This window comes from Acidovorax sp. 107, assembly GCF_003058055.1.
Classification (GTDB): domain Bacteria; phylum Pseudomonadota; class Gammaproteobacteria; order Burkholderiales; family Burkholderiaceae_C; genus Acidovorax.
Genome location: NZ_QBTZ01000001.1, coordinates 2,957,789 through 2,976,188 on the forward strand (window position 1 = coordinate 2,957,789; position 18,400 = coordinate 2,976,188).

Consider the following 18,400-nt stretch of genomic DNA (forward strand, 5'->3'; position numbering starts at 1 on the left):
CACATCCATGCCCCAACACATCGGCATCGTGGGCTGCTCCGCCGAAGGGGCTGCTTTGTGTTACCGCACCCTGTGCGCCGAAGGCGCTGCGCTGCTGGGCCGCCCGCATGCGCACCCCGAGGTGACGCTGCACACACCGTCGCTGGCCGACTATGTGGACTGCCTGGACCGGAATGACCTGCAAGGCGTGGCCGACCTGATGCTGGCCTCCGCCCACAAGCTGGCCCGTGCAGGCGCCGATTTTCTGATCTGCCCCGACAACACCATCCACCAGGCGATGGACCGCGTGCTGCCCCACTCGCCGCTGCCCTGGCTGCACATTGCCGAGGTGGTGGCGGCCGAGGCGGCAGCGCGCGGCCACCGGCGTCTGGCCCTGACCGGCACGCGCTGGCTGGTGGACAGCAGCGTGTACCCCGATGCGCTGCAGGCCCAGGGCCTGCAATGGGTGCGCCCCACCGAAGCTGAACGCAGCGAGATCAACCGCACCATCATGGACGAGCTGGTGCCCGGCCTCATTCGCCCTGAGGGCGTGGCCCTGTTCCAGCAGATCATCGCCCGCATGCAGCGCGAGGAAGGCTGTGATGCCGTGGTGCTGGGCTGCACCGAGATCCCGCTGATCCTGAGCGATGCCAACTCCCCGCTGCCCACGCTGGACTCCACCCGCCTGCTGGCCCGTGCTGCGCTGCGGCGGGCCGTGCAGGCTGACTGAACGAACTACTTGAGCCGCTGCGCCACCACGGCGTCCAGCGAGGCCATGAAGGTCTCCACGGCCCGCGTGTAGGCGCTCTCCAGGCCCAGCTGCGCGTTGATCTCGCCATGGGTCAGCTCTTGCGGCAGCACCTCGGCACGGCCGCCCAGGTCGCGCACGCGGCGGGCCATGCCCTGCGCCTGCAGGCAGGGGTGGTCGGGGCGCTCGGTGGAGCAGACAAACTGGAACGGCGGCACCGGCCCTGACAGCGCGTGGTAAGGCGACACCGCCGCCCAGAACAACGGGTTGGCACCCATCACCTCGTCATAGAACGGGTAGTGCGGCGCGGTCATCACCACCGGCACATTGAGCGCCGCGCTGTCCAGCGACACGGTGCCCAGCCAGGGCCAGGCCCCCTCACGCTGGGCCAGGGTGGGCGATGCATTGATGAGCGACACCAGGTGCGCGCCCGCTGAGTGCCCCATCAGGATGAACCGCGATGCGTCGGCGCCCCAGCTGGCAGCACGGCTTTGCGAGGCGGCCAGCGCCATGGCCACGTCCTGCGCCTCCTGCAGCACGTTCACGGCGGGGTACAGGCGGTAGTTCACCGAGATGAACACAAAGCCCTTGGGCACCCAGCGCGCCACCTTCTCCTGCACCACGCGGGACATGGCCTTGTCGCCCGTGCGCCAGGCGCCGCCATGCACCATGAAGATCACCGGCGCGCGCGTACCGCTGGCCACCGCAGCGCTGCTGACGGCGCCGCCAGCGGCGGGCAGGTAGACATCCATGCGCTGCAGCGGGTCCGCACCATAGGGCACATCGGCCAGGCGCTGCACACCGGCGGGCAAGGCCGCGGCGGTGTCGCGCAACTGGGCAAAGGGCCCAAGCCCGCGCAGCTGGGCGTGGGCGGGCGGGGTCAGCACAGCGGCCAGCGCACACAGCGCTGCGCCCAGGCCTGTGCGCAGAAACGCGAACGCGGAGAGTGGGGTGGAAGGACGGGACATGCGGGATCTCCTGGCTCAATGAATGGAAGGTAACGAATCAGGGCCGCGCCGGGCAGGCCATCGGGGCGCCGCTGGCGTCAAAGCAGCTGGCGCTGCGGGAACGGCCGGTGTCCGCGTTGTACGAGCTGCTGGTCTGCACGCTGTTGCCGGTGGTGGCGCTGGTGGCCGTGGTGGTGCGGCCCTGCGTCACGCTGCCGTCAGCGCTGCGCGTGGCGGCGCCCGTGCTCTGCAGCGTGCCCCAGTCGCCCTGGGCGGTAATGGCGCTGCTGTGGCTGGCCGTGCCATCGGCATTCCTTGCGCTCTGGCCCTGGCGCACCGCCGTGGCGCCGTTGGGGCCCACCGCGGCGGCGCCGCTGCGCACGCTGCCCTGGCCCTGGCCGTCGGTGGTCACGCTGCGGCCGCGCAGCACGCCCCCACCGCCCGGCGCTGCGCGGACCACGCCGGTGCGTGCGGTGGTGCTGCCATCGGCGTTGTGCTCCACCGTGTGGCGGCTGCGTGCGCTGGCATCGCTGGCCGCCAGGAGCAGCAGTGCGCCCACGGCGAGGGCGGCCAGCAGCATGGCGCGGTAGGTGGCAACGGGGGCGGACGGTGTCGGGGCGGAAGAGAACATGGCGGTGGGCTCCTTGCAACAGATCAAAGGGTGCGAAGCAGCAGGGTGCTGCGATGGGCTGAACTATGGCCGCGAGGTATGAGCCAGTTGTGGCGCCCGCTGCACGATGTATGACAAAGCATGACAAACCACCGGCACGTGTCATGCGTTGTCATGCACCGCAGCGCCCGCCCGCGCTGGCGCCCGGTGTTTTCGGCCCTACCATTGGCACGCAGCCTTGGCTGCACTCACCCGCCGCTGCCACACCCACACACCGCCCCATGACGGAAGCCCTGGCCAAGATCCTGGTCGCCGATGACGAACCCGACCTGCGTGCGCTGCTGCAGCGCTACCTGAGCGACCAGGGCTACAGCGTGCGCACGGTCGATGGCGCGGGCCCGCTCGATGTGCTGCTACAGCGCGAGCGCTTTGACGTGCTGGTGCTCGACGTGATGATGCCGGGCGAGGATGGCCTCTCGATCTGCCGCCGCTTGCGCGCGCAGGGCGAGACCATTCCCATCCTGATGCTCACCGCGCGCGGAGACCCCGTGGACCGTATCGTAGGCCTGGAGATGGGTGCCGACGACTACCTGCCCAAGCCCTTCAACCCGCGCGAGCTGCTGGCCCGCATCCAGGCCATGGTGCGCCGCCAGCGCCTGCTGGGTGCACACACCGGGCCGCGCCAAGTGGGCGGGCACATCACGTTTGGCGCATTCACGCTGTGGCTGGATGAGCGCCGGTTGGAACGCCATGGGGGCGCGGACGGCGACGGCGCCCAGGACGTGCCCCTGACCACGGGCGAATTCGCGCTGCTTCAGGCACTGGCACAGCAACCGCACCGGCCCCTGGGCCGTGACCGGCTCATCGCACTGGCCCATGGCCCCGACCACACCGCCACCGACCGCAGCATCGATGTGCAGGTGATGCGCCTGCGCAAGCTCATCGAGGCCGACCCCGCACAGCCGCGCCATATCCGCACCGTATGGGGCGTGGGCTATGTATTTGTGCCCGATGGTGCAGCGCCCGGCGGCGGAGGCAAGCCATGACGCCCTCCGCCACACCCCAGACCACCCGGGGCTGGTGGCCACGCAGTCTGCTGGGCCGCAACCTGCTGCTGATGGCGGTGCTCATCGTGCTGGGCCAGCTGGTGGCGGCCATGCTGGTGCGGCAGATGATCTTTCAGCCCCGCGTGGCGCAGGTGGCCGATGGCGTGGCGCGCAACGTGGGCGCGCTGCGCGCAGGGCTGCAGGCGCTGCCCCCGGCAGAGCGCGCCGCATTTGTCGAGGCGTTCAACCAGCAGGCCGTGCGGTCGGCCCCACCGGTGGCAGCGGAGAACGCTGCGCGGCGTGCGCTGCTGTCGCCCATGGAGCGGCAGTTTGTGCAGGCGGTGTCGCGCCGCCTGGGGGCGGACGATACGCCAACAAATACTTCGCAACCCGTATGGCGCCGCGACAGCACGGGCGTGCTGGCCCTGCGTGTGGTGCACCAGGGGCCGGAGGGGGCGGAGACCTATTGGCTGAACCTGCCCAGCGTGTTCCCCACGCGCGAGTTCACCGGCGCGTGGCTGGCCGCCACGCTGGCCAGCATGCTGCTGGCGCTGCTGGGAGCCTGGTGGCTGCAGCGGCACATCAACCGCCCGCTGGCGCAGGTGGTGGCAGCGGCCCGGCAGTTGGCGCAAGGCCAACCGCCCGCGCCGCTGCCCGAGGACGGGCCGGAAGAAATCGCCACCGTGGGCCGCAGCTTCAACCACATGGCGCACAGCCTCGCCGCAGCCGAGCAGGAGCGTGCGCTGATGCTGGCCGGTGTGTCACACGACCTGCGCACCCCGCTGACCAAGCTGCGCCTGGGCGTGGAGATTGCCGGTGCGCAGGCGGATGCGCCCCTGGCCGCGAGCATGGCCCGCAGCATCGACGAGATGGACGGCATCGTGGGCCAGTTTCTGCAGTTTGCGCGCAGCGGTGAGGCAGGGGTGCCCACCCCGGCGTCGCTCAACGACCTGGCCCAGGCCGTGGCCGAGGCGCAGGCCGACCATGGACGCACCGTGCGACTAGCGCTAGGTGCGCTGCCCGATGTGCCGGTGCGCCCCCAGGCCCTGCGCCGCGCGCTGGACAACCTGGTGGAAAACGCCTGGCGCCATGGCACGCCACCGGTGCTGCTGCGCACGGGGGTCGATGCCGACGGCGTGTGGCTGGAAGTGCAGGACCAGGGCCCGGGCATCGCCCCGGCAGAGCTGGACCGCATTCGCCAGCCCTTTGCGCGCGGCGATGGCACGGCACGTTCGGGCGCATCGGGCGCGGGGCTGGGCCTGGCCATTGTGGAGCGCGTGGCGCGCAGCCACGGCGGGCGGCTGGAGCTGCACAGCGCGCCGGGCGCGGGGCTGCGCGCGCGGCTGGTATTGCCACGGAGCGAGCGGGGCTGATGCCGCCGGGCGCGCCCTGCGAACGCCCAGGACATGCCGCACCCTGAAAATTCAGCCAAAAGTGCCGCAAGCGCTAGTGCAATATACGACAACAGCTCTCAAATCAATAGCAAATCAATGAACCTGACAGGCCCTCAGGCCACCGGCATCTTCAGCTTGCGGTACAGCGTCTGGCGGCTGATGCCCAGCTGGCGCGCGGCCTGCGACATGTTGCCGCGCGCAGCCTGCAGCGCCTGATCGATGGCAGCTTGGGACAGCTGCTGCAGGCTCAGGCTGGCTGGCAGGCCGTCCACACCAGCGCCCACTGCGGCATCGCTGCGCGGGCTGGCGGGCACCGCCGTCAGCGCCTGCACCAAGTCGTCCGGCATGTGCTCCCAGCCCAGGGTGTCTTCGCCCTCGGCCAGCATGGCGCAGGCGGTGCGCAGCACATTGGCCAGCTGGCGCAGGTTGCCGGGCCAGGGGTAGGCGGCCAGACGGGCCAGCAGGTCGGGCGCCACCTGCACTTCAAAACCCAGGCCCTGCTCGGTGGCCAGGTCGGCCAGCAGGCGCTGCAGCAGCGCCACAAAGTCGCTGCGCTCGCGCAGTGCGGGCAGCTGCACCGTGAGGCCGTTGATGCGGTAGTACAGATCTTGCCGAAAGCGCCCTTGTTCCGCCGCCTGCATGAGCTGGTTGTGCGTGGCGCAGACCAGTGCAAAGTCCACCGGCACGGCCTTGCTGGCGCCCACGGGCGTCACGCTGCGCTCTTGCAGCACACGCAGCAGGCGGGTCTGCAGGGCCAGCGGCATATCGCCGATTTCGTCGAGGAACAGCGTGCCGCCATGGGCCTCGCGCAGGCGGCCCAGGTGGCCTTCCTTGCGCGCGCCGGTGAAGGCTCCCGCCACGTGGCCGAAGAGTTCGGATTCGATGAGGTGCTCAGGGATCGCCGCGCAGTTGATGGCCACAAACGGCGCGTCGCGGCGCGGGCCGCTGGCGTGCAGCGCCCGCGCAAACACCTCCTTGCCCACGCCCGACTCGCCCTGCACCAGCACCGCAATCGGCTTGCCCACCACGCGGCGGGCCTTGTCGGCGGCGGCGCGCCAGCGGGCGTCGCCGGTGTCCAGCAACGCCAGCGCATCTTGCTGGGGCACTGCGGCCGCCGCAGCGGCGGGCCGTGTGGGGGTGGCAACCCAGGCTGCGTCCATCTGCACCTGGGCAAACAGCAAGGCGCCTTGCAGTGTGCGCAACGCCTGCGGCTGCTGGGGGCGGCGCTTGTGGTGCGAGAGCAGGTCATCGAGCCGCACGTCCAGCACCCGCTCCAGCAAGGTGGCGCCCACGTCGCCCGCATGCAGGCCCAGCTGCGCCAGGGCCACGCGGTTGGCGCCCACGATCCAGCCATCGGCCGACACGGCCACGATGCCCTCGGCCACGCTGCCAATGCCCTCGGGCGCGCTGTGCAGGTGCAGGCGGATGTTGCGTTTGCAGGTGGCGGCCAGCAGGCGGTTTTCAATCATGCGGGCGGCCGTGCTGACCAGGCCCAGCGTGTGGGCGTGGCCGTGGCGGTAGTCGCCCGAGATGTCGAGGATGCCCAGTAGCTCGCCCGTGGCCGACAGGATGGGCGAGGCCGCGCAGGTGAGAAAGTTGTTGCGCTCCAGAAAATGCTCGCCGCCGTGCACCTCCACTGCACAGGCCTCGGCCAGGGCAGTGCCGATGGCATTGGTGCCCCGGTGCGCCTCGTGCCAGGAGGCGCCGCTGGTCAGCGCCACGCGCTCGGCCTTGTCCACAAAGTGCGGGTCGCCCAGCGTGTGCATCAGCATGCCGCGCCGGTCGGCCAGCACCACCACGCTCTGGCTGTGGCGCACCTGCTCGAACAGGTATTCCATCACCGGCCGCGAATGCGCCAACAGCTCGGGGTTGCTGGCCAGCACCTGGCGCAGCGTGCCGCTGCTGGGGTGGTCGATGGCCTGCGGCCGCCCGGTGGGCAGCAGGCCGGCCGCCATGCTGCGCGACCAGGAGCGCGCCAGGCGCTCGTCCACCAGGCCGCTGGGGCACTGGCCAGAGTCCAGCAGATGCTGGCGGGCCTGTCGCAGGGCGACGGGGGAGGTGTTGGGGCGCACGCTTTGTCTCCGTGCGGGCTCAGGGCGGCCCGCTTGTGGTGTGTGGGCCAGTATGGCGGGCTCGACGGCGCGGGGCAAGGGTATGGGCGCAAGCGGGGCGCCAACTGTTCCATTTCGTGACAGGTGTCGCGGCCCGGGACACCCGGGCGCGGGCGGCTGCAACAGGTATCCGCACTGGGCGGCCGAAAAAAGTCAATGAAATCAACACTTCGCGCGCCTTAGCCCGCTGGCATGTGTTTTGAGTAAGGGGTTGGCATCGGACAGGCGCTACAGAGCCCACCCGATGCACACAACCATCGCAGGAGACAACACCATGACCGTTTACGCAGCCCCCGGCGCCGCTGGCGCCAAGATCACGTACAAGCCCCGTTACGACAACTTCATCGGCGGCAAATTCGTGCCGCCCGTCAAGGGCCAGTACTTTGACGTCATCACGCCCGTGAGCGGCAAGGTCTACACCCAGGCCGCCCGCTCCACCGCCGAAGACATCGAACTGGCACTGGACGCCGCCCACGCCGCCGCCGACAGCTGGGGCAAGACCGATGCCGCCACGCGCGCCAACATCCTGCTCAAGATCGCCAACCGCATCGAAGAGAACCTGGAGCGCCTGGCCTACGCCGAAACCGTGGACAACGGCAAGGCCATCCGCGAGACGCTGAACGCCGACATCCCGCTCACCGTGGACCACTTCCGCTACTTTGCCGGCTGCGTGCGTGCGCAAGAAGGCGCCCTCTCCAACATCGACGAGAACACCGTGGCTTATCACATCCAGGAGCCGCTGGGCGTGGTGGGCCAGATCATCCCGTGGAACTTCCCCATCCTGATGGCCGCGTGGAAGCTGGCCCCGGCGCTGGGCGCAGGCAACTGCGTGGTGCTCAAGCCCGCAGAGTCCACGCCGATTTCCCTCCTCATCCTGGTGGAGCTGATTGCCGACCTGCTGCCGCCTGGCGTGCTGAACATCGTCAACGGCTTTGGCCGCGAGGCCGGCATGCCGCTGGCGCAGAGCAAGCGCATCGCCAAGATCGCGTTCACCGGCTCCACCAGCACCGGCCGCGTGATTGCGCAGGCCGCCGCCAACAACCTCATCCCCGCCACGCTGGAGCTGGGCGGCAAGAGCCCCAACATCTTCTTTGCCGATGTGATGGACAAGGACGACGCCTTCCTGGACAAGGCCGTGGAAGGCCTGGTGCTGTTCGCGTTCAACCAGGGCGAGGTGTGCACCTGCCCATCGCGCGCACTCATTCAGGAATCGATCTACGACAAGTTCATGGAACGTGTCTTGAAGCGCGTGGCCGCCATCAAGCACCAGAACCCGCTGGACACCGACAGCATGATGGGCGCGCAGGCCTCCAAAGAGCAGCTGACCAAGATCCTGAGCTACCTGGACCTGGGCAAGCAGGAAGGCGCGGAAGTGCTGGCTGGCGGCGGTCAGGCCCACCTGGGCGGCGACCTGGAAGGCGGCTACTACGTGCAGCCCACGCTGTTCAAAGGCCACAACAAGATGCGCATCTTCCAGGAAGAAATCTTCGGCCCCGTGCTGGCCGTGACCACCTTCAAGGACGAGGCCGAAGCCCTGGCGATTGCCAACGACACGCTGTATGGCCTGGGTGCAGGCGTGTGGAGCCGCAACGGCAACGTAGCCTACCGCATGGGCCGCGCGATCAAGGCTGGGCGTGTGTGGACCAACTGCTACCACGCGTACCCTGCGCACGCAGCGTTTGGTGGCTACAAGGAGTCGGGCATTGGGCGTGAGACGCACAAGATGATGTTGGACCACTATCAACAGACCAAGAACCTGCTGGTGTCGTACTCGGAAAACAAGCTGGGCTTCTTCTGATCTCTGGGAACAGACACGAGATCAAGACAAAGCAAGGGGAGCTGGCAACAGCTCCCCTTTTTGCCTTTGCACAACCACAAGGAGACACCCCATGGTCGACAAAGTCATCGCCACCCCTGCCGCGCTGGAGCTGGTGGCCTTTCTACAAGCCAAGCACGGCCCCGACTTGATGTTCCACCAGTCGGGCGGCTGCTGCGACAACAGCGCAGCCAACTGCTATCTGCCCGGCGAGATCACGATGGGTGCGGGCGACGTGTACCTGGGCGACATCGGCGGCTGTCCGTTCTACATCGGACGCGCGCAGTACGAGACCTGGAAACACACGCAGCTCATCATCGATGTGATCGAGGGCACAGGTGGCACCTTCTCGCTGGAGGGGCCGGAGGGCAAGGCCTTTCACACGCGCTCGCGGGTGTTCACCGACGCCGAGCTGGCCGCGCTGGGCATGGAGCGCCCTCAGGGCTAAAAGCCTGCTGACGATCTCGCGGGGGATCGTCAGCAGGCTCCAGTAGCAAGGTCCATTCAGGAACGGTGGGGTCCTTTCAAGCCAAAACGGCCTATAGCGCCTTGGGCATATGCGCCAGGCGCTATTGAAGTCGTAGCGCTCCGCTGTGGCTGCGCTCATCGCCCAGGCGGAACACTGACACCACGTGCACCAGGTCTTCGGCCTGGTTCTTGAGGCTGCTGGCGGCAGCGGCCATCTCTTCGACCAAGGCGGCATTCTGCTGGGTGACCTGGTCCATCTGCGTGACGGCCTCGCCCACCTGGGCCACGCCCAGGGACTGTTCGTGGCTGGCGGCGCTGATCTCACCCACGATGTCGGTCACGCGGCGGATGGCACCCACCACCTCGTTCATGGTGGCACCCGCGCGGTCCACCAGGGCGCTGCCCTGGGCCACGCGCTCCACGCTGGCGCTGATGAGGGACTTGATCTCGCGCGCAGCTTCGGCACTGCGCCCGGCCAGGCTGCGCACCTCGCTGGCTACCACGGCAAAGCCCCGACCCTGCTCGCCCGCACGGGCGGCTTCCACCGCAGCGTTCAGCGCGAGGATGTTGGTCTGAAACGCGATGGAGTCGATCACACCGATGATGTCGGAGATCTTCTGCGACGAGGCGTTGATGCCATGCATGGTGTCCACCACCTGGGCCACCACCTCGCCCCCCTGGATGGCCACCGTGCTGGCGCTGGCGGCCAGCTGGCTGGCCTGCTGGGCGCTGTCGGCGTTCTGGCGCACGGTGGCGTTGAGCTGCTCCATCGACGCGGCGGTTTCCTCCAGCGCGCTGGCCTGGCTCTCGGTGCGGGCCGACAGGTCGGTGTTGCCCTGGGCGATCTGCACGCTGGCGGTGGCCACGCTCTCCGACCCGCTGCGCACGTTGCGCACCACGTCCGTGAGTTGTGTGCGCATCTGCTGCAGCGCCTGCAGCAACTGGCCTACTTCGTTGGTGCCGTGGGCCAGGGGCGCGCCCGCCAGATCACCCTGCGCCACCGCACGCGACAGCGCCACGGCCTGCGACAGCGGTCCGGTCATGGAGCGCACGAACACCAGCGCCATCGCACTGGTGGCCGACAGCGTGAGCACCAAGGCCAACGCCACCCACAGCAGACTCCGCTGCAATGCAGCCACACGAGCCTGCAGGGCTTGGTCCAGATTGGTCATGGACAGGTTGTTGAGCGCGTTCAGCGCCTCGATGGTGCGGGTGAAGGCGTCGAAATAGTCCTTGGAGGGCAGTTGCAGCTCGGTGGCGTTGATCACGTCGCGCTCCACCATCTGGAGCGACTGCTGGATCTGCCCCTGCACAGCCTGCGCGCTGCTGCCCAGCGCGCGTTGCAGTTCGGCATTGCCTTGCAAGGCACGGTCCAGCCCCCGGAACGTATCGGCCTGCAGCTCAGCCACGCGCTGCTGCAGCACCAGCAGCTGGCCCTTGCCTTGGGGCGTGAGCTCGTGCTTGCCCAGTGCACTGGCGCCCTGGGCGCGCAGCATGCCCAGTTTTTCTCCCAGCATGGGGGCCTGAGCGAGCGATGCCTGGATCAGCGCATGGGTCTCGGCTTCAGGATCGATCTGCAGGCCATAGGCATGCACCAGGGCCTCGTTGAGCTGCAGCAGCGCCGCGATGAGCTGGGTGTGCTGCGCGGTGCTCTGCGCCGGTTCGATGCTGCGCGCGGCCACGGCCTGCTCCAGCGAGCGCCAGGTCTGCTGGGCCTGGGCCCAGGCCGCCATCTGCGAATCGGGCACCTTGGCTGCGGCAAAGCGGGCGCTCACGTCGTCCAGCGCCGTGTTGACCGCATCGCGTGCAGCGGGGCGACGCGCAGCCAGCGACTCGTCGCCGCCGAGCATGCCCACCGACAGGCCCCGGTGCACCTGCATGCGCTGCACCAGCAGCGTGAGTGCCTGCGCGGGGGCCACGCCCTGCGCCTCCCGGCGCGCGTGGTCGATGGAGTGCAGCGAGTCGCGCACCACCAGGTAGGTGGGCAAGGCGCTCATCAAGAGCCCGATGGTCCCCAGGATGAGGAATTTTTCGAGCAGGTTCAACCGGTGAAGCAGTGACATGGCAGCGTGCGCAGTGGAATAGGCCCCAGGGGCGGGTGTCGGCACCGCCGACTGGGTGGTGGCCCTCTAGGGCCGAACGGAATGCTTCTCAATGTAGGGATGTGTCTGCAGTAAGGTTTTGACTCAGGTCAAGTCACGCAGAGCTTCGCCCGGTGGCGGGTGCTGGCGCGCGCACCGCTGCGGGGAGACGGCGGCGGCCGGGCGCTGGAGAATAATGACCGCTTCCCCATCCTTCGGAGCCTCCGGCATGCACTCGACCACCCTGCGCTTCCTGGCGTCTCAGACCACCCTGCCCCAGGCGGGCCGAGTGCCCGGCGGCACGGTGCTGCGCTGGGTGGATGAGGCAGGTTTTGCCTGCGCTAGCGCCTGGGCCCGGGGAGACTGCGTGACCGAGTTTGTGGGCGGCGCCCACTTCGTGCGCCCCATCCGACCGGGCCACCTGGTCGAGGTGCATGCGCGCCTGGCCTACACCACCGACACCAGCATGTGCCTGGCGGTGGAGGTGCGCAGCGGCACAGTGCACGGCGCATCACGGGAGGACGTGGTGCACTGCGTGGCGGTGTACACCGCGGTGGATGCCAGCGACCAGCCGCGCACCGTGGACAAATGGAGCCCCGAGACGCCCGGCGACATTGCGCTGGCCCAGCGCGTGAAGGCGCACATCGACGCAGCGCGCGCGGCGCAATGAGCGGCGCTGCACAGACCGCATCCGCCACCAGCCCGCTGCGCGCGCGCGACCTGCTCGCAGCGCTGGTGGTGGTGATCCTCTGGGGCGTGAACTTTGCGGCGATGAAGTGGGGGCTGCGCAGCTTCAGCCCGTTCCAGCTGGGCGCCGCGCGCTACCTGTGCGCTGCCCTGCCGCTGGTGCTGCTGGTGCGCCCGCCGCGCATGCACTGGCGCTGGGTGCTGCTGCTCGGGCTGTTCCAGGGCGTGGGGCAGTTCGGCTTTTTGTTCATGGGGCTCAAGGTGGGCATGACGGCCGGGCTGGCCAGCGTGCTGCTGCAAACCCAGGTCTTCTTCACGGCGCTGTTCGGTTTTGCACTGCTGCGCGAGCGGCCGGGTCTGCCGCTGCGCGTGGGCATGGGGCTCGCCGCGCTGGGGCTGGTTTGTTTTGCGATGAACTACGTGGGCCCGGGCTCGGGCGTGGGGGTAGCGGCGGCCACCACGCTGGCGGGCCTGCTGCTCACGCTGTGCGGCGCGGCCATGTGGGCGTCGTCCAACATCGTGGCGCGGCTGGCACAGCAGCACAGCCCGGGGTTTGACCCGTTGGCGTTTGTGATCTGGAGCAGCCTGGTGCCGGTGCTGCCGTTCATGGCACTGTCGGCTGCGTTCGACCCCGACGCCGCGCGCTGGCTGCAGTGGCAGACGCTGGCCAGCGTGCCGCTGCTGTCGTGGGCGGCGGTGGCCTACCTGGGCTGGGCCGCCACCATCGTGGGCTACGCGCTGTGGACCAATCTGCTGCAGCGCTACCCCGCCAACCGCGTGGCGCCCTTCAGCCTAGCCGTGCCAGTGGTGGGCCTCACCGCTGGCTGGCTGCTGCTGGACGAGGGCGTGGCGCCCTGGCAGTGGGCGGGCATTGCGCTGGTGGTGGCCGCGCTGGCCTGCGTGGTGCTGGGGCCCCGACTACAAGCCAAAATGGCCGGTAGCGCCGGTTGAATATACCCTAGCAGCTATCAACTAGATAGCAAACAACGACAGCACTGGCTACAGCAACCGGCGCCGCGCAAAGCGCACCACGGTCACTCCGGCACGTGCCTGGCGCACCGAGGGCATGACCAGCACGCAGTCGTCGTACGGAGTGACCACCGGCGTGCCGTCGTTGTCGCCAATCACCGTGCCCGCCTTCTCGAACACTTCCAGGCCCGTGTACGGCGCCACGAACCGGAAGGCGCTGCTGGTGGCGACCACGGGGCCGGTCACCTCCAGCGCCCACTGGCGCGGTGCGTCGGGCAGGCGCCAGCCGGGCAGCTGCTGCGCCAGCGCGTCGGCGCTCAGGGCGCCAGACTGCTCGATGAAGCGCACGCACTGGTCCTGCGCCACAGCGCGGCTGGCCGGGTCGCCATGGAAGCCACACTCGATGAGCAGCGAGCGGGTGCCGTTGTCGTCCAGGTCGCCGAACCGGCCGTAGTCGCGCATGCGTACGCCGTCCTTGTGGCCGGCATCCACCACGATGTGCTCGGGCGAGCGCATGGCGCGCGCCAGCGCCAGGTTGCGCGGCTGGATGCCGGTGAGCAGCAGCGGCGCCGAGGGCTCGTGCATGGAATGGATGTCGAGCAGCCAGTCGGCCTGCGCCACCCACGGGCGCAGCGCGGCGGCGCGGCGGCGCTCGTTGGTGTCGGCCGCGTCGATGCGCTCGTCCAGCCACTGGCGGTTGAGGTCTTCGTCGGTGAAGCGCGAGGCATCGTGGTTGCCGGGGTCAAAGCGGTCGAAGGCATCCAGGTTGCAGAACGCCAGCGTGAGCGTGCCCTGCTGCGGGCGCACACCGGCGTCGAGCAGGCCTTTGAGCGCCCAGGCACCGCACAGCTCGTTGCCGTGCACCAGGGCGCTGACCATCACGCGGCGGCCGGGTCGGCCCGAGTCGAAGTGCCATACGCCTTCGGTGCCGGTGTTGCCGGCACGCCAGGCGCTGATGTCGGGGGCAGGCAGCGCAAACACCAGGGGTTGCACGGACGTGGGAGAGAGGGGGCTGCTGCTCATTCTTCGATCTTGGCGAATTCAACAATCTTTTTGTATTTGGCCACTTCCGTGACCAGGAACTGGTCGATGTTCACGGTGGGCGAGGCCACGGTGGACCCGCTGGCTTCCATCTTCTTGCGGAAGTCCGGCGATTGCAGGCTGTCGGCCAGCGCCTTCTTGAGCTTGTCGGTCACGGGCTTGGGCAGGTTGGCAGGGCCCATGAGCGCAAACCACACGCTGATGTCCACGTTCTTGTACTGCGGCGACTCCGCCAGCGCGGGGATGTCGGGCGTGGTGGCGGAGCGCTTGGCCTCGGTGGTGCCCAGTGCAATCACCTTGCCGCTCTTGATGTGCGGCAGGCCGCTGGAGAGCACGAACACGCCGTACTCCAGGTTGTTGCCCATGAGGTCGCTGGTGAGCGGTGCCACGCCCCGGTAGGGGATGTGCGTCATGAACAGCTTGCCCTGCTCCTTCACGGCCTCGCCCGCCAGGTGCAGCGCCGTGCCCACGCCCGAGCTGCCGTAGCTGAACTTGCCGGGGTTCTTGGACACCTTCTGCGTGAACTCCGCCATGTTCTTGACGCCCGCACCGGTGGAGGCCACCAGCACCAGCGGCTGCGAGGCAATGAGGCCGATGGCGGTGAAGTCCTTGATGTCGTACTTGACCTTCTTGGTCACGAGCTTGTTGATGGCAATCTCGTTGTTGGCGCCCACCAGCAGGGTGTAGCCGTCGGGCGCCGCGTTGGCGACCTTCTGCGCACCGATCGCGCCACCGGCACCGCCCAGGTTCTCGATCACCACCGGCACGCCAAGCTTGTTGCCCAGCTCGGTGGCCACGGTACGCGCGGTCAGGTCGGTACTGCCGCCGGGCGGGTAGCCCACCACGATGGTGATGGGCTTGCTGGGGTAGGCGTCTTGCGCGATGGCAGGGGCAGCGAGGACGGCCAGGCCGCACAGCAGTGCAACACGGCGCAGGGGATGAGCGGTGGTCATGGCGGAACTCCTTGGCAAAGGCGGGGGTGGTTGGAGGCGATTGGTATGAACTGGATTGTGAAAAGCCAGCCCCGGGCTGTTGGTGCCAAAACGGCACCACATCGTGCCGATTCAAGATACGTGGCACGGGGAAACCCGCAGGCCACTTTCGGTCAGCTTCGGCATATCAGCGCTGCGCCAAGGCCTTCCACAGCGCCTCGGCCAGCGGCCCCAGGCGGCGCTTGGGGCGGTACAGACGCACGTCAAACCGCACCTCCATGCGGGCGTCCCCCGCCAGCGCGAGGCGCTGGGCCTTGCAGTCGGCAAACACCATGGACCAGGGCAGCCACGCAACGCCCAGGCCTTTTTGCACGTATTCGTAGTGGGCGTCGGCCGAGTCGCACTCCACCACGCGCTGCAGCCGGGGTGCATGGGGGTTGTGCGCCAGGTGGTCTTCCACCAGCCGCCCCAGGGCCAGTTGGGGCGCATAGGCCAGGTAGGGCACCCGCGTGGCATCGGGCCCGAACCGGTGCAACGCCTGCCCCTGCGCCGTGGCGCGCGACACAGGCACCAGCCGGTCGGAGGCGACCGTCAGGTGCGTGAACTGGCGCGCATCGAGCCGGATGGCCAGTGTGGGGTGGTGGTACACGAGCGAGAAGTCCGCCTCGTTGCGCTCCAGCATGCCCACCGTGTCGGCCAGCGCCCGGGTGCGAATGCACAGCTCGCCGCCCTGCAAAATGGGCTGCAGGCGCACCAGCCAGTCGGCCACCACGGTGCGCGCCAAGGTGCGGCCCGTGGCCAGGGTCACGGTGCGGGCCTGGCGCCCGACCAGGCTTTGCAGCTCTTCGTGCGACTGCGTGAGGTTGCGCACCATTTGCCCGGCGGTGTCCAGAAAACTTTGCCCGGCAGGCGTGAGGGTGACGGGGCCTCCGCCCCGCTCCACCAGCGGCGTGCCCGCCCAGGCCTCCAGCGCGCGGATGCGGCGGCCAAACGCGGGGTGGGTGACATGCCGCAGCTCGGCGGCACGGGTGAAGCTGCGCTCCTGCGCCAGCACGATGAAGTCTTCCAGCCATTTCAACTGCATCGTCGGCTCCTGGAGGGGCGGCTGTCAGGCGGGTGGCAATCTACGGTGCCGGGGTCGCGCCAGCGCCATCAGGGGGCTGTGCGCGACGTTCAGGGTGGTGGGGAACTCAGCCCCGGGCAGCTTCCAGAACGCCCCGGGTGCGTGTGGCTTCGGCACGCGCAGCCGCGGCAAAGTCTTCGCCTTTGGACGCGTAAAGAATGGCCCGCGACGAGTTCACGATGATCGGCCCGTCGTTGCGCAGCCCGGCGCGCACGGTGGCGGCGGCGTCACCGCCCTGGGCGCCCACGCCCGGGATCAGCAGCGGCAGCGTGGGCGCGATGGCGCGCACGCGCTCGATCTCCTGCGGGTAGGTGGCGCCCACCACCAGGCCGAGCTGGCCGTTCTTGTTCCAGCGGCCTTGCGCCAAGCGCGCCACATGTTCGTACAGGAGCGGCTGGCCCTCGACGCTGGCCAGGCGCTGGGTCTGCAGGTCGTCACCGCCGGGGTTGGAGGTGCGGCAGAGCAAAAACGCGCCCTTGCCGTGGTAGGCCAGGTAGGGCTCGATGGAATCGAAGCCCATGAAGGGCGACAGCGTGACGGCATCGGCGCCGTAGCGCTCGAAGGCCTCCTTGGCGTACTGCTCGGCCGTGGAGCCGATGTCGCCGCGCTTGGCGTCCAGGATCACCGGCACCTGCGGTGCGTTGGCACGCATGTGCTGCATCAGGCGTTCGAGCTGGTCCTCGGCACCGTGCGCGGCAAAGTAGGCGATCTGCGGCTTGAAGGCACACACCAGGTCGGCGGTGGCGTCCACGATGGCAGCGCAAAAGTCATAGATCTTGCGCGGGTCGCCCTGCATGCCCGCAGGGAAGCGGGTGGGTTCGGGGTCCAGGCCCACGCACAGCAGGGAGTTGTTCTGCGCCGTGGCGTCGCGCAGCATGTCGGTGAAGTTCATGGGGCGTGATTTTAGGTGGGTGGGCGCGGAAGGCCTCTACCCATGGCCGCGATCATCTGGCGGAGGCGGCATGAGACGCAGGCTGCGGGCGACCTGACCGGTAGCAGCGGGCAATAAAAAAGGCCGTCGAGACGGCCTTTTTGGGTTGGCTTGGAGGCTTCTGCAAGCCTCTGGCGACAACGTGAGATCAGCGGGGCACAGCCAGCAGGCGTTGCACGTCGCGGTCGTTGGGCAGCGCGTAGTCGTAGCCGCGCACGATGCGGCTGTCTTCCGTGCGCACCAGCTTCAGGCTCACGTAGGTGTAGTTGGCGGCTGCCGAGTAGGTCCCCACCAGCACCAGCGAGGCGTTGTGGTTGCGGGCAATGTCCTTGATCTCGCGCGACAGCAGCAGCTCGCCTTGGCCCTCGCGCACAAACACGTCGCCGCGCAGCTTGATTTCCTTCACGTTGAAACCGCTGGCCGCCATGCTGGTGGCGTACTGCTCGGACAACGTGCGGCCCAGAGGGGCGGCGCGGCTCAAGTCATTGACGTTGACCACGGTGGCCACCAGCACAGGGCCTGCACCCAGAGCGTTCATGTCAAAGCCGGTGGTCAGCTTGGCCACCGCATCGCGGCTGGTCTGGATGAACTGGCTGCTGGCGGCTTCCTGGTAGGTGGGCTCGACGCGCACCGGCGCGGAGTTGTTGGCGCAACCGGCCAGCACGGCACCGGCCAGCACCGTCAGAAGAAGTGCGGGGGTTTTCATTGCGAGACAACCTTCATGTTGACGTTCTTGTACGAGGGGCGCGTAAACAGCGGGGTGTCAGCGTTTTCCAGGTAGTACACGTCGGTCTTGCGAGCCAGGTACTGGCCGCCGCGCGTGACGGTGGTGGTCAGGATCAGCTCGGTGTTGGTCGGGCCGCCGGAGTTGATGCTGTTGGCGTAATCAGCGGCAATCGACAGACCGAGGCCTGCGGCCAGCTGGGCGTCGATGTGCTCATGGCGCAGGCCGTAGGCCGCAAACAGGCCCGCAGCCAGCATGGTGAACTGGCCAGGAATGAAGTGCGGGCGGTCGCTGTTGTGGCGCACGACCTGGATACCGTAGGAGACTTCCAGAGCCTGGCCCAGGTTCTGCTGCACCACGGCGCCGTTCTGGACCAGCTTGGTGATCAGGAACTCGCGGAAGGCGGTTTCAAACTGCGTGGCATTGGCGGGCAAAGACACATGCAGGGGGGTATTGGGGGCCACGCCGGCCTTGTCCAGGGTACCCAGCGTCTGGTTGACCACATCGCGCGAGACCAAGTCCCAATGGCCGGCGGAGCGAACCTTGGGCTGCGAGGTGTACTCGAAATTTTCCGCGACGGGAATAGGCGCCCTCTGTGCGCACCCCACCAAAGTTGCCACAGCGCCAGCCAGCACGGCCAAGCTGATTGCCTTTGAAAACGACATGATTCCCTCCTACGGACTGAATTTGCGAGGGTCCGAACAGATGCGACCCGCACGATTGAAAAATAATTCTGGGCGGTATCCTCAACAAAAACAAGAAAAAATTACGCTAACTACGCTCCGGCGTACAC

General features: G+C 68.3%; 17 protein-coding genes. 7 read left to right on the forward strand and 10 right to left on the reverse strand.

Annotated features, from left to right (window positions below; all coding sequences use genetic code 11):
- Positions 1–7 precede the first annotated feature (7 nt).
- Positions 8–709 carry an aspartate/glutamate racemase family protein gene (locus tag C8C99_RS13880; RefSeq protein WP_056643867.1) on the forward strand — a complete coding sequence of 234 codons (702 nt, stop codon included), beginning with the start codon at positions 8–10 and terminating at the stop codon, positions 707–709.
- A 5-nt stretch (positions 710–714) separates the two neighbouring features.
- Here the strand turns inward: C8C99_RS13880 and C8C99_RS13885 are convergent, their stop codons facing one another.
- Together C8C99_RS13885 and C8C99_RS13890 are read right to left on the reverse strand one after the other, a co-directional pair.
- A complete protein-coding gene (locus C8C99_RS13885) occupies positions 715–1,695 on the reverse strand; it encodes an alpha/beta hydrolase (RefSeq protein ID WP_108626044.1) in 981 nt (326 codons plus the stop codon).
- A 37-nt stretch (positions 1,696–1,732) separates the two neighbouring features.
- Complete coding sequence (locus C8C99_RS13890; protein ID WP_108626045.1) at positions 1,733–2,305, reverse strand: hypothetical protein; 573 nt, start codon at positions 2,303–2,305, stop codon at positions 1,733–1,735.
- A 260-nt stretch (positions 2,306–2,565) separates the two neighbouring features.
- On the opposite strand from C8C99_RS13890, the gene ompR reads away from it, so the two are divergent.
- Positions 2,566–3,330, forward strand: coding sequence for a two-component system response regulator OmpR (ompR, locus tag C8C99_RS13895; protein WP_108627164.1), 765 nt, complete (start codon positions 2,566–2,568; stop codon positions 3,328–3,330).
- The gene (locus tag C8C99_RS13900; RefSeq protein ID WP_108626046.1) at positions 3,327–4,703 is read left to right on the forward strand and encodes an ATP-binding protein; all 1,377 of its coding nucleotides are present in this window, start codon (positions 3,327–3,329) and stop codon (positions 4,701–4,703) included. Before ompR ends, C8C99_RS13900 begins: the two co-directional genes overlap by 4 nt.
- A 134-nt stretch (positions 4,704–4,837) precedes the next feature.
- Here C8C99_RS13900 and C8C99_RS13905 read toward each other — a convergent pair whose 3' ends face one another.
- Positions 4,838–6,796 (reverse strand): sigma-54-dependent Fis family transcriptional regulator, encoded by a 1,959-nt coding sequence (locus C8C99_RS13905; protein ID WP_108626047.1) that lies wholly within the window; start codon positions 6,794–6,796, stop codon positions 4,838–4,840.
- 313 nt (positions 6,797–7,109) lie between these two features.
- On the opposite strand from C8C99_RS13905, the gene C8C99_RS13910 reads away from it, so the two are divergent.
- Together C8C99_RS13910 and C8C99_RS13915 are read left to right on the forward strand one after the other, a co-directional pair.
- Positions 7,110–8,633 carry an aldehyde dehydrogenase family protein gene (locus C8C99_RS13910; RefSeq protein WP_056643876.1) on the forward strand — a complete coding sequence of 508 codons (1,524 nt, stop codon included), beginning with the start codon at positions 7,110–7,112 and terminating at the stop codon, positions 8,631–8,633.
- A 91-nt stretch (positions 8,634–8,724) separates the two neighbouring features.
- Positions 8,725–9,099 (forward strand): DUF779 domain-containing protein, encoded by a 375-nt coding sequence (locus tag C8C99_RS13915; RefSeq protein ID WP_056643878.1) that lies wholly within the window; start codon positions 8,725–8,727, stop codon positions 9,097–9,099.
- A gap of 121 nt (positions 9,100–9,220) precedes the next feature.
- Here the strand turns inward: C8C99_RS13915 and C8C99_RS13920 are convergent, their stop codons facing one another.
- A complete protein-coding gene (locus C8C99_RS13920) occupies positions 9,221–11,182 on the reverse strand; it encodes a methyl-accepting chemotaxis protein (protein ID WP_056643879.1) in 1,962 nt (653 codons plus the stop codon).
- Positions 11,183–11,429: 247 nt separating this feature from the next.
- Between C8C99_RS13920 and C8C99_RS13925 the strand changes: the two genes are divergently transcribed.
- Positions 11,430–11,870, forward strand: coding sequence for an acyl-CoA thioesterase (locus C8C99_RS13925; RefSeq protein ID WP_056643881.1), 441 nt, complete (start codon positions 11,430–11,432; stop codon positions 11,868–11,870).
- Positions 11,867–12,838 carry an EamA family transporter gene (locus tag C8C99_RS13930; RefSeq protein ID WP_108626048.1) on the forward strand — a complete coding sequence of 324 codons (972 nt, stop codon included), beginning with the start codon at positions 11,867–11,869 and terminating at the stop codon, positions 12,836–12,838. Before C8C99_RS13925 ends, C8C99_RS13930 begins: the two co-directional genes overlap by 4 nt.
- A 48-nt stretch (positions 12,839–12,886) precedes the next feature.
- Here the strand turns inward: C8C99_RS13930 and C8C99_RS13935 are convergent, their stop codons facing one another.
- The 6 genes from C8C99_RS13935 to C8C99_RS13960 all read right to left on the reverse strand — a co-directional run bounded on the left by C8C99_RS13935 (position 12,887) and on the right by C8C99_RS13960 (position 18,272).
- Positions 12,887–13,879: a succinylglutamate desuccinylase/aspartoacylase family protein gene (locus C8C99_RS13935; RefSeq protein WP_108626049.1), complete on the reverse strand. Its 993-nt coding sequence runs from the start codon at positions 13,877–13,879 to the stop codon at positions 12,887–12,889.
- Entirely contained in the window at positions 13,876–14,850 is a 975-nt protein-coding gene (locus C8C99_RS13940) for a tripartite tricarboxylate transporter substrate binding protein (RefSeq protein ID WP_108626050.1), read from the reverse strand. The genes C8C99_RS13935 and C8C99_RS13940 overlap by 4 nt, the downstream gene beginning before the upstream one ends.
- A 166-nt stretch (positions 14,851–15,016) precedes the next feature.
- Positions 15,017–15,913 carry a LysR family transcriptional regulator gene (locus C8C99_RS13945; protein ID WP_108626051.1) on the reverse strand — a complete coding sequence of 299 codons (897 nt, stop codon included), beginning with the start codon at positions 15,911–15,913 and terminating at the stop codon, positions 15,017–15,019.
- Positions 15,914–16,019: 106 nt separating this feature from the next.
- Entirely contained in the window at positions 16,020–16,844 is an 825-nt protein-coding gene (pyrF, locus tag C8C99_RS13950; RefSeq protein WP_108626052.1) for an orotidine-5'-phosphate decarboxylase, read from the reverse strand.
- 187 nt (positions 16,845–17,031) lie between these two features.
- The gene (locus C8C99_RS13955) at positions 17,032–17,589 is read right to left on the reverse strand and encodes a FlgO family outer membrane protein (protein WP_108626053.1); all 558 of its coding nucleotides are present in this window, start codon (positions 17,587–17,589) and stop codon (positions 17,032–17,034) included.
- On the reverse strand, positions 17,586–18,272 hold the full coding sequence (locus C8C99_RS13960; protein WP_060985874.1) for a hypothetical protein: 687 nt from the start codon (positions 18,270–18,272) through the stop codon (positions 17,586–17,588). The genes C8C99_RS13955 and C8C99_RS13960 overlap by 4 nt, the downstream gene beginning before the upstream one ends.
- Between the last annotated feature and the right edge of the window lie 128 nt (positions 18,273–18,400).

Excerpts from the sequence above, each read along its gene's own strand:
- C8C99_RS13880 (WP_056643867.1), top strand. The coding sequence starts at position 8 with ATGCCCCAACACATCGGCATCGTGGGCTGCTCCGCCGAAGGGGCTGCT.
- C8C99_RS13885 (WP_108626044.1), bottom strand. The coding sequence starts at position 1,695 with ATGTCCCGTCCTTCCACCCCACTCTCCGCGTTCGCGTTTCTGCGCACA.
- C8C99_RS13890 (WP_108626045.1), bottom strand. The coding sequence starts at position 2,305 with ATGTTCTCTTCCGCCCCGACACCGTCCGCCCCCGTTGCCACCTACCGC.
- ompR (WP_108627164.1), top strand. The coding sequence starts at position 2,566 with ATGACGGAAGCCCTGGCCAAGATCCTGGTCGCCGATGACGAACCCGAC.
- C8C99_RS13900 (WP_108626046.1), top strand. The coding sequence starts at position 3,327 with ATGACGCCCTCCGCCACACCCCAGACCACCCGGGGCTGGTGGCCACGC.
- C8C99_RS13910 (WP_056643876.1), top strand. The coding sequence starts at position 7,110 with ATGACCGTTTACGCAGCCCCCGGCGCCGCTGGCGCCAAGATCACGTAC.
- C8C99_RS13915 (WP_056643878.1), top strand. The coding sequence starts at position 8,725 with ATGGTCGACAAAGTCATCGCCACCCCTGCCGCGCTGGAGCTGGTGGCC.
- C8C99_RS13920 (WP_056643879.1), bottom strand. The coding sequence starts at position 11,182 with ATGTCACTGCTTCACCGGTTGAACCTGCTCGAAAAATTCCTCATCCTG.
- C8C99_RS13925 (WP_056643881.1), top strand. The coding sequence starts at position 11,430 with ATGCACTCGACCACCCTGCGCTTCCTGGCGTCTCAGACCACCCTGCCC.
- C8C99_RS13930 (WP_108626048.1), top strand. The coding sequence starts at position 11,867 with ATGAGCGGCGCTGCACAGACCGCATCCGCCACCAGCCCGCTGCGCGCG.
- C8C99_RS13935 (WP_108626049.1), bottom strand. The coding sequence starts at position 13,879 with ATGAGCAGCAGCCCCCTCTCTCCCACGTCCGTGCAACCCCTGGTGTTT.
- C8C99_RS13940 (WP_108626050.1), bottom strand. The coding sequence starts at position 14,850 with ATGACCACCGCTCATCCCCTGCGCCGTGTTGCACTGCTGTGCGGCCTG.
- C8C99_RS13945 (WP_108626051.1), bottom strand. The coding sequence starts at position 15,913 with ATGCAGTTGAAATGGCTGGAAGACTTCATCGTGCTGGCGCAGGAGCGC.
- pyrF (WP_108626052.1), bottom strand. The coding sequence starts at position 16,844 with ATGAACTTCACCGACATGCTGCGCGACGCCACGGCGCAGAACAACTCC.
- C8C99_RS13955 (WP_108626053.1), bottom strand. The coding sequence starts at position 17,589 with ATGAAAACCCCCGCACTTCTTCTGACGGTGCTGGCCGGTGCCGTGCTG.
- C8C99_RS13960 (WP_060985874.1), bottom strand. The coding sequence starts at position 18,272 with ATGTCGTTTTCAAAGGCAATCAGCTTGGCCGTGCTGGCTGGCGCTGTG.